General features: G+C 68.1%; 15 protein-coding genes. 11 read left to right on the top strand and 4 right to left on the bottom strand.

Annotation, left to right across the window (positions count from 1 at the left end; all coding sequences use genetic code 11):
• Nucleotides 1-70 precede the first annotated feature (70 nt).
• The 7 genes from AB0M15_RS34575 (at nucleotide 71) to AB0M15_RS34545 (ending at nucleotide 6,399) form a co-directional block, all read left to right on the top strand.
• On the top strand, nucleotides 71-772 hold the full coding sequence (locus tag AB0M15_RS34575) for a GntR family transcriptional regulator (protein ID WP_363828131.1): 702 nt from the start codon (nucleotides 71-73) through the stop codon (nucleotides 770-772).
• Between the two features lie 104 nt (nucleotides 773-876).
• Nucleotides 877-1,977, top strand: coding sequence for a TIGR03364 family FAD-dependent oxidoreductase (locus AB0M15_RS34570; protein ID WP_363828124.1), 1,101 nt, complete (start codon nucleotides 877-879; stop codon nucleotides 1,975-1,977).
• Complete coding sequence (locus AB0M15_RS34565) at nucleotides 1,974-2,654, top strand: phosphonatase-like hydrolase (protein WP_363828121.1); 681 nt, start codon at nucleotides 1,974-1,976, stop codon at nucleotides 2,652-2,654. Before AB0M15_RS34570 ends, AB0M15_RS34565 begins: the two co-directional genes overlap by 4 nt.
• On the top strand, nucleotides 2,654-3,694 hold the full coding sequence (locus AB0M15_RS34560) for a 2-aminoethylphosphonate ABC transporter substrate-binding protein (protein ID WP_363828114.1): 1,041 nt from the start codon (nucleotides 2,654-2,656) through the stop codon (nucleotides 3,692-3,694). Before AB0M15_RS34565 ends, AB0M15_RS34560 begins: the two co-directional genes overlap by 1 nt.
• Nucleotides 3,691-4,764 (top strand): ABC transporter ATP-binding protein, encoded by a 1,074-nt coding sequence (locus AB0M15_RS34555; RefSeq protein ID WP_363828105.1) that lies wholly within the window; start codon nucleotides 3,691-3,693, stop codon nucleotides 4,762-4,764. The genes AB0M15_RS34560 and AB0M15_RS34555 overlap by 4 nt, the downstream gene beginning before the upstream one ends.
• Nucleotides 4,764-5,618 carry a 2-aminoethylphosphonate ABC transporter permease subunit gene (locus AB0M15_RS34550; protein ID WP_363828102.1) on the top strand — a complete coding sequence of 285 codons (855 nt, stop codon included), beginning with the start codon at nucleotides 4,764-4,766 and terminating at the stop codon, nucleotides 5,616-5,618. Before AB0M15_RS34555 ends, AB0M15_RS34550 begins: the two co-directional genes overlap by 1 nt.
• The gene (locus tag AB0M15_RS34545) at nucleotides 5,602-6,399 is read left to right on the top strand and encodes an ABC transporter permease subunit (RefSeq protein WP_363828099.1); all 798 of its coding nucleotides are present in this window, start codon (nucleotides 5,602-5,604) and stop codon (nucleotides 6,397-6,399) included. The genes AB0M15_RS34550 and AB0M15_RS34545 overlap by 17 nt, the downstream gene beginning before the upstream one ends.
• On the opposite strand, the gene AB0M15_RS34540 is transcribed toward AB0M15_RS34545, so the two are convergent.
• The 4 genes from AB0M15_RS34540 to AB0M15_RS34525 are packed head-to-tail and all read right to left on the bottom strand — an operon-like array spanning nucleotide 6,359 to nucleotide 10,326.
• On the bottom strand, nucleotides 6,359-6,796 hold the full coding sequence (locus AB0M15_RS34540) for an SRPBCC domain-containing protein (protein ID WP_363828096.1): 438 nt from the start codon (nucleotides 6,794-6,796) through the stop codon (nucleotides 6,359-6,361). The genes AB0M15_RS34545 and AB0M15_RS34540 overlap by 41 nt on opposite strands.
• Complete coding sequence (locus AB0M15_RS34535; protein WP_363828089.1) at nucleotides 6,786-7,103, bottom strand: metalloregulator ArsR/SmtB family transcription factor; 318 nt, start codon at nucleotides 7,101-7,103, stop codon at nucleotides 6,786-6,788. The genes AB0M15_RS34540 and AB0M15_RS34535 overlap by 11 nt, the downstream gene beginning before the upstream one ends.
• Before the next feature lie 37 nt (nucleotides 7,104-7,140).
• A complete protein-coding gene (locus AB0M15_RS34530; protein ID WP_363828080.1) occupies nucleotides 7,141-9,231 on the bottom strand; it encodes an alpha/beta fold hydrolase in 2,091 nt (696 codons plus the stop codon).
• 27 nt (nucleotides 9,232-9,258) lie between these two features.
• Nucleotides 9,259-10,326, bottom strand: a complete 1,068-nt coding sequence (locus AB0M15_RS34525) for a class I SAM-dependent methyltransferase (protein WP_363828074.1) — start codon at nucleotides 10,324-10,326, stop codon at nucleotides 9,259-9,261.
• Between the two features lie 90 nt (nucleotides 10,327-10,416).
• Here AB0M15_RS34525 and AB0M15_RS34520 point away from each other — a divergent pair, with 90 nt between their 5' ends.
• From AB0M15_RS34520 to AB0M15_RS34505, 4 genes are all read left to right on the top strand, one after another.
• Nucleotides 10,417-13,347: an AAA family ATPase gene (locus tag AB0M15_RS34520; RefSeq protein WP_363828071.1), complete on the top strand. Its 2,931-nt coding sequence runs from the start codon at nucleotides 10,417-10,419 to the stop codon at nucleotides 13,345-13,347.
• A gap of 10 nt (nucleotides 13,348-13,357) precedes the next feature.
• Nucleotides 13,358-14,539, top strand: a complete 1,182-nt coding sequence (locus AB0M15_RS34515; protein WP_363828068.1) for a cytochrome P450 — start codon at nucleotides 13,358-13,360, stop codon at nucleotides 14,537-14,539.
• A 114-nt stretch (nucleotides 14,540-14,653) separates the two neighbouring features.
• Nucleotides 14,654-15,625 carry a hypothetical protein gene (locus AB0M15_RS34510; protein ID WP_363828065.1) on the top strand — a complete coding sequence of 324 codons (972 nt, stop codon included), beginning with the start codon at nucleotides 14,654-14,656 and terminating at the stop codon, nucleotides 15,623-15,625.
• Nucleotides 15,626-15,678: 53 nt separating this feature from the next.
• On the top strand, nucleotides 15,679-16,308 hold the full coding sequence (locus AB0M15_RS34505; RefSeq protein ID WP_363828062.1) for a DedA family protein: 630 nt from the start codon (nucleotides 15,679-15,681) through the stop codon (nucleotides 16,306-16,308).
• The last annotated feature ends 65 nt before the right edge of the window (nucleotides 16,309-16,373 follow it).

Below are 16,373 nucleotides of genomic sequence, written 5' to 3'. Positions count from 1 at the left end.
CCGGGGCTCTACTGTTCCGTGAGCGATGCAGCTCAAGGGACAGTAGCTTTTGCCGGGTATCGTCTGGCGGGTGAGCGTGCCGTTGCATTTCGCTGTCAAGACCCGGCTGGTCGAGTTGCTCGAAGAGCTCGGTGAGGGGGGCGCGCTGCCGCCCGAGCGGACGCTGGCGAAGGAGTTCGGGGTCTCCCGGTGGACGATGCGGCAGGCGATCCGTGAGCTGATCGCGGACGGCCGGCTGCGGGCGCGGCAGGGGCAGGGGACGTTCGTGGCGACGCCGAAGCTGATCCAGCCGCTGGCGCTGGTGAGCTACACGGAGGCGTTGCGGGCGCAGGGGCAGCAGCCTGGGCGCGAGCTGGTGGCCTTCGAGGAGATCGAGGCCGACGAGTTGCTGTCCGAGCAGCTCGGGATCGAGGTCGGCGATCCGGTGCATCGGCTGGAGCGGGTGCTGCTCGCCGACGGACAGCCGATCGGGCTCGAGACGACGTACATGTCGGTGGCGCGTTTCCCGACGTTGCGCGACGTGCTCAAGCCGGAGGGGTCGCTGTATCGCTGCCTGACGGATGAGCTCGGGGTTCGCTTCGGCGAGGGCGAGGAGCTGGTCGAGACGGTGATCGCGACCCCGCGCGAGGCCGATCTGCTGAAGGCGACCCAGTCGCTGCCGATGCTGCTCCTCCACCGCACCAGTCGCGACACCGACGGCCGCCCGATCGAGGCGGTCCGTTCGCTGTACCGCGGCGACCGGGTCGGGTTCCGCGCCACCCTCCGTCCTTAGCCGGTACGCCGTCCGCGGTGCCACCCCGCGTGTTTGCCTCGGGTTCATTTCGGGTTCGGGGTGTGTGGGCCTGCCAGTAATTGGTCCGGACCAATCTTTGGGTCATGCGGATTGTGGTGGTCGGTGGTGGCGTACTGGGGACGTTTCATGCCTGGGAGGGGGTGAGGCGCGGGTACGACGTGGTCCAGATCGAGCGGGAATGCGAGGGCCGCGGCGCCAGCGTCCGGAACTTCGGGCTGGTCTGGGTCAGCGGTCGAGCCGACGGGGCCGAGCTCGAGACCGCGTTGCGCGCCCGGGAGCTCTGGGAGGGCGTACCGGGAATCGGCTTCCGCCCGGCCGGGTCGCTGACGGTCTGCCGGACCGAGGGCGAGTTGGCGGTGGCGAAGGATGCCGCCAGCCGGCCTGAAGCGGCTGCCCGCGGATTCCAGTTGCTCGACGCCGAGCAGACCCGGCTACGCAACCCCGCGCTGAAGGGCGATCTGTTGGGGGCGCTCTGGTGTGAGCGGGACGCGATTGTCGAGCCGCGGAAGGTGCTGCCTGAGTTGCGGGCGGAGTTGGAGAAGTCGGGGCGGTATCAGTTTGTGCCGGGGCGTGAGGTTCGTGAGGTTCGGACGGGGGAGGTTCGAGACGATCACAGTGAGATCCACGCCGCCGACGAGATCTTCCTCTGCACCGGCGCTTGGCACGGTGGCCTGATCCGCGAGTTGGCCGGCGAGTTGCCGGTACGCCGGGTCCGGCTGCAGATGATGCAGACGGCCCCGCTCGACGAGCAGCTCACCACTGCGGTCGCCGACGCGGACAGCTTCCGGTACTACCCGGCGTACCAGGGACCGGCGCTCGATGCGCTCAATCAGACGCCTCAGGCAACTGTTGCCGCCGACAATGCGATGCAGTTGCTGATGGTCCAGCGCGCCGACGGTGGGTTGACCATCGGCGACACGCACGAATACGCGGAGCCGTTCGGCTTCGACGTACAGAACGATCCGTACGACTACCTCAAGGAAACCGTCGAGAGCCTGCTCGGGCGCGAGCTGCCCCCGGTCGTACGCCGGTGGGCCGGCGTCTACTCGCAGTCCACCGAAGGCGAGATCGTCGTACGCCGAACTGTCGCCGACAACGTCACCCTGGTCACCGGCCCCGGCGGCCGCGGCATGACCATGTCGCCCGCGATCGCCGAAACCAGCTACTCGGAGGCAGGACTGTGATCCAGCTCGTAGTGCTCGACATGGCCGGTACCACGGTCGCCGACGACGGCCTGGTGGAGAAGGCCTTCACCCAAGCGATCGGTGCTCAAGGCATCGAAGAAGGCAGCCCGAAGTACGACGAGATGCTGGCCCACGTCCGGGCGACGATGGGCGAGTCGAAGATCACCGTCTTCCGGCACCTGCTGGACAACGACGAAGCGGCCGCCCAGCAGGCCAACAAGGCGTTCGAGACCGCGTACGGTGCACTGGTCGACGAAGGTCACTGCGCGCCGATAGCTGGCGCGGAGGAGGCAATCCGGGAGATGCGGCAGAGCGGCGTCAAGGTCTGCCTGACCACCGGGTTCGCCGAGACGACCCAGCAGCGGATCCTCGCCGCGCTCGGCTGGAAGAACCTGGCCGACCTCACCCTCTGCCCGGCGCAGGCGGGTCGCGGCCGGCCGTACCCGGACATGGTCCTGAAAGCACTGCTCGAACTGAAAGCCGATGCCGTGGCCGGCGTGGCCGTGGCCGGCGATACGGCGTACGACATGACCTCGGGGGTCCGGGCCGGTGCCGGGATCGTCGCCGGGGTCCTCACCGGTGCCCACGGCAACGATCAGCTCGTTGCCGCGGGTGCCACGCATGTACTCGAGTCGGTCCGGGACCTGCCCGGCCTGCTAGCCAAAACGGAGTTGTGATGTTCCGCTCGCGTGTCCTCACCGGTCTGCTCGCCGGTGCCCTGCTCACCTCACTCGTCGCCTGCGGTGGTACCGGCGCAGCCTCCACCACCTCTGACAACAGCGGCAAGGTCGTCACCGTCTACAGCGCGGACGGTCTGGCCGACTGGTACAAGACCCGGTTCGAAGCCTTCACCAAGCAGACCGGTACGAAGGTCCAGCTGGTCGAGGCCGGTTCGGGCGAGGTCGTCTCCCGGCTGCAGAAGGAGAAGTCGAACCCCCAGGCCGACGTCGTCATCACGCTGCCGCCGTTCATCCAGAAGGCGTCGGCCGACAAGCTGCTGCAGGACTACCAGGTCCCCGGCAGCGACCAGGTCAAGGGCCCGAAGGCGGCCGACTACGTGACGGTGATCGACAACTACCTGAGCTTCATCGCCAACCCGTCGAAGGGCGCGCTGCCTCGGACCTTCGACGAGCTGTTGGATCCGCGCTTCAAGGGCAAGATCCAGTACTCGACGCCCGGCCAGGCAGGCGACGGTACCGCGGTACTGCTGTTGCTGCAGCACCTGCTCGGCAAGCAGGGTGCGCTCGACTACCTGAAGAAGCTCGAGGCGAACAACGTGGGGCCGTCGGCGTCGACCGGCAAGCTGCAGCCGAAGGTGAGCAAAGGCGAGATCTACGTGGCCAACGGCGACGTGCAGATGAACCTGACCTCGATCGCCAACGACAAGTCGGCCTTCCAGGTGTTCTTCCCGGCGACGGCTGATGGCAAGCGCAGTACCGTCGCGCTGCCCTATGTGATGGGTCTCGGCGCGGGGGCGCCGAACAAGGATGGCGGCGAGAAGCTGATGACGTACCTGCTCTCGCCTGAGGCGCAGCAGACGGTCTCCGGTGATGCCTTTGGGATCCCGGCGCGGTCGGACGTCAAGCCGACTGATGCGAACTACCAGTTGGTGCTGAAGGCAACGACTGGGGTGGAGGTCTGGCAGCCGGATTGGAATGCGGTGCTCGCCTCGCTGGACGCGGACGTCGCCGACTACAACAAGGCAGTCCAGGGATGACTGTTCGGCTCGAGGACGTGACCGTTCAGTTCGGTCACACGGTCGCGCTGGAAGGGCTCGACCTCACGGTCGCGGCCGGTGAGACGGTGGCGTTGCTCGGGCCGTCGGGGTCTGGCAAGTCGACTGCTTTGAAGGCGGTCGCGGGGTTCGTCCGGCCTAGTCGGGGGCGGGTCTGGCTGGCCGGGCGGGACGTTACCGACGTACCGCCGGCTCGGCGGGGGATCGGGGTGGTGGTTCAGCAGTACGCGCTGTTCCCGCATCTCCGGGTCGCCGACAATGTCGCCTTCGGGCTGAAGGCTGCTCGCAAGCCGAAGGCGGAGGTTGCTCGGCGGGTCGCCGAGATGCTCGAGATGGTGGGGATGGCGATGTTCGCGCGGCGGTACCCGCGGGAGCTGTCCGGTGGACAGCAACAGCGGGTCGCCATCGCCCGGGCTCTTGCCATCCAGCCGCCCGTACTGCTGCTCGACGAGCCGTTGGCCGCTTTGGACGCGCAGTTGCGGGCCGACATGCTCGGCGAGCTGCAGAAGCTGCGGCGGGAGGTACCGGACGTGGCGATCGTGTACGTCACCCACGACCAGTCGGAGGCGCTCGCGCTGGCCGACCGGATCGCTGTCATGCGCGATGCTCGACTTGTCGACATCGCGCCGGCCGCCGACCTGTATGCCGCTCCGCCGTCGGCTTTCACCGCCTCCTTCCTGGGTGGCGCCAACTTGCTGCCGGTCGAGGTCGTGGACGAAGGAGTCCGCCTGGCGGGGCAGACGGTGAAGGGTCTTCGGCCCTCCGCGGCAGCCGCCAGCCGCCGGTCCGGCGGCGTTGCGCCGGGTGAGGGGCTGCTGCTGTGCATCCGCCCGCATGCGATCAAGCTCGGTACGGAGGGATGGCCGGCTCAGTTGGTTGCTGCGCAGTGGCGGGGGGCTTCTAGTCGGTTGACTTGCACGATTGATGGGCTGCCGGGAGTGCCGGTGCAGATTGATGTGGCGGCTGATGGGCGGGTGCCTGCGGTTGGGGCGAAGGTATCGATCGAGTTGCCGGTTGAGGCGTGCACGTTGGTTGCGGCGGAGGGGCGCTGATGGCTGTCGAAGCGCTGGGGACGCCTATTGCTTTGGGGAAGCAGGCGCAGTCGAAGCGGGTTAGCCGGACGGTGTGGTTGTTGCCGCCGTTGGTGGTGTTGGCGGGGTTGGTTGTCTATCCGTTGGTGTTGGTGGCGCAGGAGTCGTTCACCGGTGGGTTCGCGACCTGGCGGGCGGTGGTTGGGTCGGGGGAGTTTCGGGATGCGTTGGTGCGTACGGTGCAGATCGCCGTTTGCTCGACGGTCGGGTGTTTGGTGGTGGGGACGTTTCTGGCGGTGGTGATCAGTTTTGTGCCGTTTCCAGGAGCGAGGGTGATCTCCGGGTTGGTGGACGCGATGTTGGCGTTGCCGTCGTTTCTAGTGGCGTTGTCGTTCACGTTCATCTACGGATCGGCGGGCGTGCTGGGGGCGCTGGTCGGGGACAGCGGATTCTTGACGACGCCTTGGGCCGTGATTCTGGCCGAGATCACCTTCTACACGCCGTTCGTGATGCGGCCGCTGCTCGGGGCGATGGCGCAGATTCCGCGGGTGCAGCTCGACGTCGCGGCCAGCCTCGGCGGTGGGCCCTGGCGGGTACTTCGCCAAGTCGTACTGCCCGAGGTGAAGCCGGCCCTCGCGGCGGGCGGCGGGCTGACCTTGTTGCTGACGCTCAACGAGTTCGGCATCGTGCTGTTCCTCGGAGCGCGCGATACGACGACGTTGCCGATGCTCGTGCATACCAAGGGCATCGTGATGTTCGACTACCCGGGCGCGTGCGTGATCGCTGTCGTCCAGGTGCTGCTCTCGATCGGCCTGTACGTCGCCATGCGGGCCGTCCTGACCCGGCAAGGAGGCCGCCGTGCTGCTCTGGACTAGGCCCGGCAAGGTCATCACGTGGGTCGCGTTCGCCCTCGTCTTCGGCGTACTCGTCCTGGCGCCGTTCGTCGTCGTCGCGGCGGCCGCCTTCGCGGGCAGCTGGAACGGCGTGTTCCCGTCGAGTCCGACCGGCGAGCATCTGAGCGAGGCGTTGTCAGGCGATGAACTGGCGTCGCTCACAGTCAGCCTGCAGACGGCGTTCCTCGGTGGGTTGCTCGCTGTGGTCCTCGGCACGTGGGCCGCGCTCGCCGCTCGCAGTGCGCCGAAACCCCTGGCCCGGTTGGCGGACGCGCTGCATCACCTGCCGATCGCAGTACCGTCCGTGGTCGTCGGCCTCAGCCTGCTCGTCGCCTTCTCCCGCCAGCCGGTACTGCTCAACGGCACCAAGTGGATCGTGGTGATCGCCCACCTCGTCCTGATGGTTGCCTTCAGCTACGGAACTGTCGCCGCCGCGCTCCAACGAACAGACGACGCGTACGCCGACGTCGCGGCCTCGCTCGGCGCGTCGTCCGCGCGAGTGCTCTGGCAGATCCGGTTGCCGATGCTCCGTCCGGCGATCGTCTCCGCCGCCAGCCTGTCGATCGCGCTCTCGATGGGTGAGGTCGGCGCGACGATCATGGTCTACCCCGCCTCCTGGCGAACCCTGCCGGTCAGCGTCTTCGCCCTCACCGACCGAGGCCAAACCTTCACCGCCGCAGCCGAGTCGCTGGTGCTGCTCGCTGTGACGTTAGTACTGGTCGTCACCCTCGATCGCTTACGCGGCCGCTCGGTAGAGCGCTGACCAATTCGGCTAGCCGGTTGAGCTGGAGCTCCCAGCCTTCCAGGTGACCGGCGGCGTCCTCGGGGCTGCTCAACGCAGTGTGGTTGAGCAGCATCCGGGTGCCGCCCTCGACTTCGGTCAACTCGACCCGGACCTGCGACGGCCCACCTTCGTGATCCCACTGCCAGGTGAAGGCGAGCAACTTCGGCGGATCGACCTCGGTGTAGCTCCCGCGAACGACGTACGGGCCCATCGTCACGACATACTCGCCGCCCACCCGCACCTCCGCCTCGACCTTCAGCTCCAGCGCCGGGTTGGGGCAGTACCACCGAGTCAGCAGCTCAGGCCGCGTCCAGGCGTCGTACACCCGATCAATCGTTGCCTTCAGCAACCGCTCGATCCGGACGTCAGTGCTCATCGTCACTCCCCAAGAGTTCTTCCAGCCGATCGACCGCGCCGTTCCAGTACGCCGTGAGATCACCGAGCCAAGCCTGTACCTCGGTCAGCGCGGCAGGTTGCAAGGTGCACACGACGGTCCGCCCGAGCTTGCGCCGGGTGACCAGGCCGGCGTCGACCAGGACGCCGACGTGCTTGGTCATCGCGGGTGGGGTGATGGCGTGTGGGGTGGTGAGCTCGCTCATCGTCGCCTCGCCCTGGCTGAGCCGCTGCACGATCGCCAACCGGGTCGGGTCCGCGAGTGCGGCGAAGGTGGTGGCCAAGGGCATGAGTGACACTTCACCAAGTGGTGAAGTATTTGTCAAGCTACAGCAGTTCGTTGAGCAGGGTGGCGGCGCGGACGGCTGCGTTGGTGGGGATGGGGAGGTAGTCGATGGGGTGGGTCAATTGTTTGGCGATGGCTTCGGCGAGGAGTTGGGGGTTGCGTGCTGCTTCGTAGGGGAGGTGCTGGCCTGCGTTGTGGCGGTCGAGGCGGGCTCGGACATGGAAGTTCTGTTCGAAGTGGTGTTCTAGCGGGACGTAGATGAAGGGGATGTGGAGGGCGGTCAGCTCCATGCAGGTGGAGAGACCGCCTTGGGTGATGGCTAGGTCGGCTACTGCGAGGTGTTGGTTCAGGTTGGGGAGGTAGCCGTGGGTGGTGACGCCCTCGGTGGGTGGCAGGTCCGTTGGGTCGATGCGGGGACCGGTGACGAAGACGAAATCCAGGCCGGGTACCAGGCGTCGGGCCAGGGGTACTGCGTCTAGTACTCGGTGGAGTAGAGCCTGGCCGGCTGCTGAGCCGCCAACGGTTACGACGCACAGCAGTTGGTTGGTGCGGTAGCCCAGGTCCTGCCGAGTCACCGGGGCAGTGGGCGGGGTTATGTAGCCGGTGAAGGTGTAGTTGGTGGTGGCCCAGTCGCGGATCGAGGGGAGGCCTTGGCCGAAGGTGGTGGTGACGATGTCTTCCGGGTCGCCGACGAAGATCGAGTGGTCGCGGAGGCGCGGGTAGCGGGCTCGGTGTTCGAGCATCTCGGCGTTGTAGTCGGCGGTCAGAGCGGCTTCGGCGGGACCGCCGTCCGGCATCGGGAGCCAGCCGATGAAGTCGGTGAGCCAGGCGTAGCTGAAGTGCTTGAGCTCGGGGTTCTCGTGCAGGAAGTAGTCGACCTCCCACGCCTCGTCGGCGATCACAAGGTCGTAGTACCGGTCGTCGACCAGGTCGGCGAAGGTGAGGAAGTTCGCGACCAGGATCTCGTCCATCCGGCGGATCGCCTGGAACGCGTGCAGGTCGTGGTCGTCGGCCTCGAAGTCGACGTGCGCGGCTTCGCTGATCAGCAGGCCGGAGGCAGGGTGCACTGTTTCGCCGGCATCCTGCAGGACTCTAGTGACGGGATGCTGCGCGAGCCAGTCGAGCTGCAGCTCCGGGCGCAGCACCCGGAGCTCCTGGGCGATGGCGAGGTCGCGCTTTGCATGTCCGAGGCCGATGGGCGACGAGAGATAGAGGGCTCGGCGGGGGCGGTTGAGTGCCCGCACCCAGGTACGCCGCACAGGCTGGGATGTCGCGATGAAGTCTTTGAGGAGGCGGTTGAAGAAGACCGGATCGCGGGCGTGCGGGGCATGGCCGCCGCCTTCGACGGTGACCAGGGTGCCGCCGGTCACCTCGGCTAGCCGTTGGGCCTCGGCGAACGGCCGTACCGGGTCGTCGGTGCCGTGGACTATGAGCACTGGGCATTGCACAGCTGGAATCGACGGCTGCTGGGCTTGGCGAGCGGCTTCGGTGTCGACTAGGCGGTCGGGGCCGATCTGTCGGCCCCACCGGATGCTGTCCTCGATCTGCTTGCTCGAGTGCGGCTCGTTGAAGACCTGGCCGAAGAAGAACTCGAGGAAGTCCTCGTAGCCGCCTTCCTGCCAGTAGTGGCGGTTGTACTTCGCCCAGCCCTCGCTGGACGGCTGGCGCTCGCTCCACAGCCCCTTGGGATCCGGGAGGAGGCCGGGTGCGCTCCCCACGCAAACAACCCCGCGCACCCGACCCGGCTGAGCTGCAGCCACCTGCAAGGCCCAGGGAGCGCCGCGGGAGAAGCCGACCAGCACGCACTCGGTGACCCCAGTAGCGTCCAGTACCGCGAGCGTGTCAGCCACGTACTCCGCTTCGGCGTACGCCGCGGCTCCTACCGGCTTGCTGGACGCCCCGGAGCCCCTGCCGTCGAAGGTGATCACCCGGAAGTGCCTGGCCAGGTACGGCACCTGCGCCTTCCACATGCGGGACGGCACGATCGACCAGGTCGGCATCAGGACGACCGTGGGCCCGCCGTTCCCCCTCTCGACGGCGGGCCCGTCCCGCACCTGGTACGCGATGGTCACCCCGTCCCGCTCGACCGTCCCCACCTGGTCAGCCGGTCGAGCGGGACGTTCGGGTCTCATCTGCATTCCCCCCATTTCGGCACTGTCTCAGGGCCGGACCTCGAAGACCAGGTTGAACGGTGTCTCGGCGGCGGTACGGAACCGGGTGAAGCCGGCGGCCGTGGTGACGTCGTGGATCCTGGCCGGCCCGGCCTGGGTTCCCAGCGCCAGACCGACGTCCTGGGAGAGCGAAGCCGGAGTACAGAGCAGCGTGGAGAAGCCGTAGTACGCACGGCCGACCGGGTTGAGGTTGTCCTCGACACGATCGCCTGCCATCGGCTCGACGACCATCCAGGTGCCGTCGGACGCCAGCGACTCGCGTACGTGCTTGGCGGCGCCCACCGGGTCGCCCATGTCGTGCAGCGCGTCGAAGGTCGTCACCAGGTCGTAACCGCTTCCGCTGTACTTCGTCGCGGGCGCCACCTCGAAGGTCACGCGATCTGCGACACCCGCCTCGGCCGCGCGCTGGCGGGCCGTCTCGATCGACTCCGGGTGGTAATCCGAACCGATGAAGGTGGACTGCGGGAACGCATGTGCCATCAGGATGGTCGAGGCGCCGTGGCCGCAGCCGATGTCGGCCACTCGGGCTCCCGACTGCAGCTTCTGCACCACGTCGTCGAGCGCGGGGAGCCAGCCGGCGATCAGGTTGGCGTTGTAGCCGGGGCGGAAGAACCGCTCGCAGCCGAGGTGTACGTCGGAGTTGTGCTCGTGCCAGCCGATCCCTGCGCCGCTACGGGCCGCCTCGATCGTCTCGGTGGTGTGTTGCACGGTGCCGAGCGCGATCTGGAAGAAGCCGGGCAGGAAGGCCGGGCTGCTCTCGTCGGTCAGTGCCACTGCCTGCTCGGGTGGCAGTAGGTACTTGCCTGTCTGCGGGTCGTACTCGACGAAACCGCCTGCTGCTTGGGCATTGAGCCACTCGCGGGCGTAGTGCTCGCTGGTGGAAGTCTTCTCCGCCAACTCGGCCGGTGTGGTCGCGCCACCGTCGGCCAGTGCATGGTAGTAGCCGAGGCGGTCGCCCATCACCACCAGCGCGGCGTTGAGTGTCGCGCCCACCTCACCTACCGCCTGGCCCACGAAGGCCATCAGCTTGTCCATGTCGATCGCAACTGTCGTCATCTCAGTTCCCTCCCTGGATCTGTACTGCGAACCTAGGAAGCGCGGGTATTCGCTCGCATCAGGTGACCCACCTGGTGTGTACTGCCAGACATGCTGATCGGGCGGGAAGCCGAGCGGCGGGCGATCGAACGGCTGGTCGCGGGGGCGCGGGTGGGATCCAGCGGGGTACTGCTGATCACCGGGGAGCCGGGGATCGGCAAGACAGCTCTCGTGACGGAGACGGCGATGCTCGCCGCAGGCCTGCGCGTCCTCAAAGCCCAAGGCACCGAAGCCGAACAAGAACTCCCCTTCGGCACCCTCCTCCAACTCCTCCGACCAGCCCTCGGCGAACTACCCCGCATTCCCGCTCCACAACGCAGAGCCCTCGCCGCTGCCCTCGCCCTCGACACCGCTCCGCCTACGGCGGAGGAAGAGGACGGGCTGGGCCAGGCGCTCCGGGCTGAGGTCAGGGAAGGCGAGGTGGCGCAAGGGCAGCGCCCCGATGGTGGGACGGGGGCGCCGGGTCACGCCAGTGTTGAGCGTGGGGCGGGGGCACGGGGGCACGCCAGTGTTGAGCGTGGGGCGGGGGCACGGGGGCACGCCAGTGTTGAGCGTGGGGTGGAGGCGCCTGGGCGTCCCAGTGCTGAGGAGCGGTTTGCGGTGGGGGCTGCGGTTTTGAGTCTGGTGTGCCGGTATGCCGAGGGGGCGCCGGTGGTGTTGTTGGTGGATGACGCGCAGTGGGTGGATCTGCCTTCGGCGGAGGCGCTGTTGTTTGCGGCGAGGCGGTTGGTGGCGGACCCGATCGGGCTGGTGATCGCGGCGCGGACGGGGGAGCAGCATCCCTTGGCCCAGGCGGATCTGCCGGAGTTGCGGTTGGACGGGGTGGGGCTGGCGGCGGCTCAGGAGCTGGTGGCCGGGTTGCCGGTGGATCTGGTGGCCAGCCTGCATCGGACGGTGGCGGGGAACCCGTTGGCGCTGCTAGAGCTGGCGAGGGATCCCGAGCAGCTGCAGCGAGTACCACCTGGTGTGCCGGTCCCCGTACCGGCTCTGCTTGCGGATGCCTTTGCTGCAAGGGCTCACAAGCTCAGTGAGGCTGCGCAGCGAGCGCTGCTAGTGGCCTCGGTAGAGGACGGGGACCTGGGAGTAGTGGCGAGAGCCTGCGCCGAGCTGGGGGTAGACGTCGCAGTGCTGGGTGAAGGCGAGCAGGCCGGACTCATCCACCTCAGAGATGGACGGGTGGAGTTCAGACACCCCCTGGTGCGGTCTGCCATCTATGCCAACGCGGAGCCCGCGCAACGCCGTACTGTCCACCTCGCGGTCGCCAACGCAGTACAGGATGCCGACCGCCGCGCCTGGCATCTCTCCGAGACAGTGCTCGGCACAGATGACGCAGCAGCCGCCGCACTAGAGCTAGCAGGCGACCACGCCGTCGACCGAGGAGCCCACGCAGTAGCGGCGACCGCCTACGAGCGAGCCGCCCGCTTGACCGGTACTACGAGCGCTCGCGCGCTGCGCCTGGTCGCGGCCGGTCAAGCAGCCTGGTTCGCCGGCCTGCCAGACCGTGCCGACGCCCTACTCAACGAGGCGCTCACCCTCGACCCACCCGGCCCCGTCCGCACCCAGGCCGACGAGCTCCGCGGTGACATCGCCGTGAAGTGTGGCTCCCCAGCACGCGCCCGCGACATCCTCGTCGCCGCAGCAGCCGAGACCACCGACCCGGAAGCAGCAGTGGGCCTCCTCGCGGACCTAGTGAGCGCCTGCTTCCGTCTAGGCGACGCATCGACAGCACTGAAGGCCGGAGCCGACCTGGCCGAGCTACTGCCACAGGTGGAGCGCCCGGGCACCCGCGTCATCGGCCTACTGGCCAGCGGCATCTCCAAGGTGCTCGGCGGCCGCGGTGGCACGGAGGAGATCCGGCAAGCCATCGCTCTGGCACCGTCGGTCGCCCTGGATCACGACCGGCGACGGCAGATCTGGATGATGCTCGCGCCGCTCTTCCTCCGCGAGACCGGCACCGGCCGCGCACTGATCGAGGAGGCGATGCGGGAGCGCCGTGACCAGGTGGCAGTAGGAGTACTACCGGGCGTGCTCTTTCACCTGGCGCGTGACGACGCCACGACCGACCGCTGGGCCGACGCAGCGGCGTCGTACGACGAAGGTGTCTGGTTGAGCCGGGAGGCTGGACAGACGACCGAGCTCGCCATCAGCCTGGCCGGCCTGGCGTGGTTGTCGGCGCACCAGGGACGCGAGAAGGAGTGCAGGGAGAGTGCGGCCGAGGCGATGGAGATCTGCGCGGAACGGCAGATCCATCTCGGGCTGGTCTGGTCGCTGTTCGCGTTGGGGGATCTCGAGCTGGGCAAGGGCGATCCGCAGCGGGCCCTACCGCAGTACGAGCGGTTGGTGGAGGTACTGGCTTCGCTGGGGGTCCTGGACCCCGACCTGTCGCCGGCGCCCGAGTTGGTGGAGGTCTACCTGCGACTGGGGCGAGCTGAGGACGCAAGGAAGGCGGCGCAGGCGTTCGCAACGCAGGCGACCCAGAAAGGGCAACCCTGGGCGCAGGCGCGAGCAGCCCGCGCACTGGGGTTGGTCGAGGACGACGAGCAGCAGTTCCAGGAGGCGCTGGAGTGGCATGCGCGAACACTGGACGTCTTCGAGTTCGCACGCACTCGCCTCACCTACGGCGGCTGGCTGCGCAGGGCTAGAAGGAGAGTGGACGCCCGCGAGCAGCTACGCGAAGCAGTAGCGGCCTTCGACCGGTTGGGCGCACCCGGCTGGGCAGACCAGGCTGCTGCGGAGCTCAAGGCGACAGGGGAGACAGCGCGCCGTCGCGAGCCCAGTACTGCGGACGACCTGACTCCACAGGAGCGGCAGATCGCACTACTGCTCGCCGGCGGCCAGAGCATCCGTAGTGTCGCGGCCCGGCTCTTCCTGAGTCCCAAGACGGTCGAGTACCACCTGCGCAAGGTCTACACGAAGCTCGGCATCCACTCCCGCCCCGAGCTGGCCGAGATCCTCGAGAAGGCTGGCCCGGACCGTACGTAGGCTGGCAGGTGTGAACTCCTCGCCTTTCGTCGAGACCAGCGGGATCGCCCGGCACCAGAGCTTCGCGGAGCTCGGCGCGAAGGGCCCGATCCATCATCTCCAGCTGTTCACCGGGGTACCGGTCTGGCTGGTGACGGGCTATCCGGAGACGCGTGAGTTGCTCGCGCATCCCGACGTGGTCCGCTCGATGACGGATGGCCCGCATCGCGACGAGATCAACAGCGAGTTGATCAGCGCGATGGAGTACCACATGCTCAGCGTCAATCCGCCGGATCACACCCGGTTGCGCAAGCTCGTCTCGGCCGCCTTCACCCGGCGCCGGATCGAGCTGCTCGAGCCCCGCATCCGCGAGATCGCCAGTAGCCTCCTGGACGAGATGGCGGCCGCGGGCGGTGAGGCCGACCTGGTCGAGGCGTACAGCTACCCACTGCCGATCACAGTCATCTCGGAGCTGATCGGCATCCCGGCGATCCGGCGGGACGACTTCCGGCGGTGGTCGTCGATCACGGTGAACGCCGCCGTGCACCCGGCCGGGGTCTACATCGAGGCGGCGACGGCGATGCTGGCGTTCATCCGCGAGCTGATCGAGACCAAGCGCGAGACGCCGTCCGACGACCTGCTGTCCGACCTGATCGCGGTCCGCGAAGGCGGCGACCGGCTCAGCCAGGACGAACTCACCTCGATGGTCTACCTGCTGCTCGCGGCCGGCCACGAGACGACCGTCAGCCTGATCACCAACGGCGTCCACGCCTTGCTCCGGAACCCGGACCAACTCGCCCTGCTCAAGTCCGAGCCCGAGCGGCTCCCGGCCGCCGTCGAGGAACTACTCCGGTACGACGGCCCGCTCCAAGCCGCGATCCCGTACGCCGCCCAGGCGCAGATCCAGATCGGCGACGCGATCATCGAGCCCGGCGAGGTGATCGTCTTCGCGCTGCTGGCCGCCAACCGCGACCCGGAGAAGTACCCCAACGCCGACCAGCTCGACATCGCCCGGGACTCCTCGCATGTGGCGTTCGGCCATGGCATCCACCACTGTCTCGGCGCCCCGCTGGCCCGGCTGGAGGGCCGGATCGCGCTCGGCCTGCTCTTCGACCGCTTCCCCGACCTGCAGCTCGCCGAGCCCGACCAGGACCCGGTCCGCAACCCGGCCCTGATCATGAACGCCATCACCCGCCTGCCCGTCCGCCTCTAGGACGGAGTCCCCGGGCAGCCGGCCGCCTCTAGGGCGGAGCCCCAGGGGCAGCCGTCCGGGCAGAGGCCCAGTAATTGGAAGGCGATCCGGTCCGGGGCGTGGCATGGTCCGACTGTGGATGCTGCGACCTGGACGTCTGAAGAGTGGCTCAGTCAGGCACAAGCCTGGCTTGACGAGCAGCTGGCGGCTGCCGGCACCGAGCGCGTGGGTGAGCTGGCCCAACCGCGGGTACGCGCCTGGGGGACGGTGCTGCGCGCCGACACGACCGCCGGCCCGGTCTGGCTGAAGGCTCCTGGCCCGGCAACGGTCTTCGAAGTACCGCTCTACCGACTCCTGGCGACGCTAGTGCCGCGGTTCGTGCTGGACCCGATCGCTGTCGACGTGGAGCGCGGCTGGGTGCTCCTACCGGACGGCGGACCCACCCTGCGCGAGCAGTTGGGGGACCGGGACCTGTCCGAGGTGATGACCCGAGTACTTCCGCAGTACGCCGAACTGCAGCTCGAACTGCAGCCGCACGCCGAGGATCTCCTGGCCGCCGGTGTCACCGACATGCGGCCGGCTGTGATGCCGCAGCGCTTCGACGAGGCGCTGGAGGCCACCGGCCGGTACGTCGATACGTCGGGCGACGCGGAGGCCAAGGAGCGACACGAGTGGATCGCGGGCCAGCGCGCGGAGTTCACCGCACGCTGCGCCGACCTGCCCGATCGGGCCAGCCTCGACCACAACGACCTGCACACGAACAACATCCTCGGCGGCCCCGACGACTCGGTGCGGTTCTACGACTGGGGCGACAGCGTGCTGGCGCACTCGTTCAGCACGATGCTGATCCCGCTGCTGGCACTGACCAAGCTGCTCGAGGTCGGCCCCGACGACGAGCAGGTACGCCGTCCGCGCGATGCCTACCTGGAAGTGTTCGGGAATCCGGCCGAGCTGGTCGCCGAACTCGACCTGGCCTGCTGGATCGGCAAGGTCGCGCGGACGCTGGTCTGGGAGCGTTCCCTGCACGGCGACCCTGGCGAGTACGCCGACGCGCCGCTGGAAACTCTGTGGTCCTTAAGGATGAATTCCTGGCACTTCCCCGCCTGAGCCGGCGTTCTCCGATTGGGCCGGGGTTGACATCTGATGGCATGCTTCCTGGGGTGACAGAGTTGATGGACGCCGTTCGGCACCTCCTCGGGATCGCCACGGCATCGCATTGGCTGATCCTGGTGCTTTTCGTCGCCGCGACCGTCGACGCCGTCTTCCCCGTCGTTCCGAGCGAGGGCCTGGTGCTCACCGCCGGGATGGCGGCCGCGGCCGGCCATCAGAACCTGCTGCTGGTGATCGTCGCCGCGATGGTCGGCTCCGTGATCGGCGAGTCCATCTGCTACTTCCTCGGCCGCGGCTCCGGGCCGGCCCTGCATCGCTGGATGCGCCGGCAGGAGAAGCGGCAACGGATCTTCGAGAAGGTCTCCAAGGCGCTGCACTCGCGCGGCGGGCTGATCCTGATGACGGTGCGCTACATCCCGGGCGCGCGGATGGTCGCGACGCTGACCGCGGGCGCGACGGCGTACTCGTTCCGCAAGTTCATCCTGTTCACCATCGCCGGCGTGACGATCGCCTACACCTACGTCGCGCTGCTCGGCTACCTGGGCGGCGACGCGTTCGCGCACGACTCGCTCAAGGCGCTCGCGTTCAGCCTCAGCCTGGCGTTCACGATCGGCGTCGTGGTCGAGACCGCCCGCCGGATCACCAACCGGCGCAAAGCCGCGAAGGTCACAGCCGGGTAACGATCAATCGTTCGCTTTCCGCGCGAACGCGTGTCCGGGGCCAACTCGGCGGACGGTCCGTGCGT

The sequence above is a fragment of the Kribbella sp. NPDC051718 genome (assembly GCF_040681515.1).
In the GTDB taxonomy this organism is placed as follows: domain Bacteria; phylum Actinomycetota; class Actinomycetes; order Propionibacteriales; family Kribbellaceae; genus Kribbella.
This window is presented reverse-complemented; position numbering and strand designations above follow the sequence as displayed.

Excerpts from the sequence above, each read along its gene's own strand:
- AB0M15_RS34525 (WP_363828074.1), bottom strand. The coding sequence starts at position 10,326 with ATGACGACAGTTGCGATCGACATGGACAAGCTGATGGCCTTCGTGGGC.
- AB0M15_RS34560 (WP_363828114.1), top strand. The coding sequence starts at position 2,654 with ATGTTCCGCTCGCGTGTCCTCACCGGTCTGCTCGCCGGTGCCCTGCTC.
- AB0M15_RS34570 (WP_363828124.1), top strand. The coding sequence starts at position 877 with ATGCGGATTGTGGTGGTCGGTGGTGGCGTACTGGGGACGTTTCATGCC.
- AB0M15_RS34550 (WP_363828102.1), top strand. The coding sequence starts at position 4,764 with ATGGCTGTCGAAGCGCTGGGGACGCCTATTGCTTTGGGGAAGCAGGCG.
- AB0M15_RS34530 (WP_363828080.1), bottom strand. The coding sequence starts at position 9,231 with ATGAGACCCGAACGTCCCGCTCGACCGGCTGACCAGGTGGGGACGGTC.
- AB0M15_RS34540 (WP_363828096.1), bottom strand. The coding sequence starts at position 6,796 with ATGAGCACTGACGTCCGGATCGAGCGGTTGCTGAAGGCAACGATTGAT.
- AB0M15_RS34555 (WP_363828105.1), top strand. The coding sequence starts at position 3,691 with ATGACTGTTCGGCTCGAGGACGTGACCGTTCAGTTCGGTCACACGGTC.
- AB0M15_RS34520 (WP_363828071.1), top strand. The coding sequence starts at position 10,417 with ATGCTGATCGGGCGGGAAGCCGAGCGGCGGGCGATCGAACGGCTGGTC.
- AB0M15_RS34535 (WP_363828089.1), bottom strand. The coding sequence starts at position 7,103 with ATGCCCTTGGCCACCACCTTCGCCGCACTCGCGGACCCGACCCGGTTG.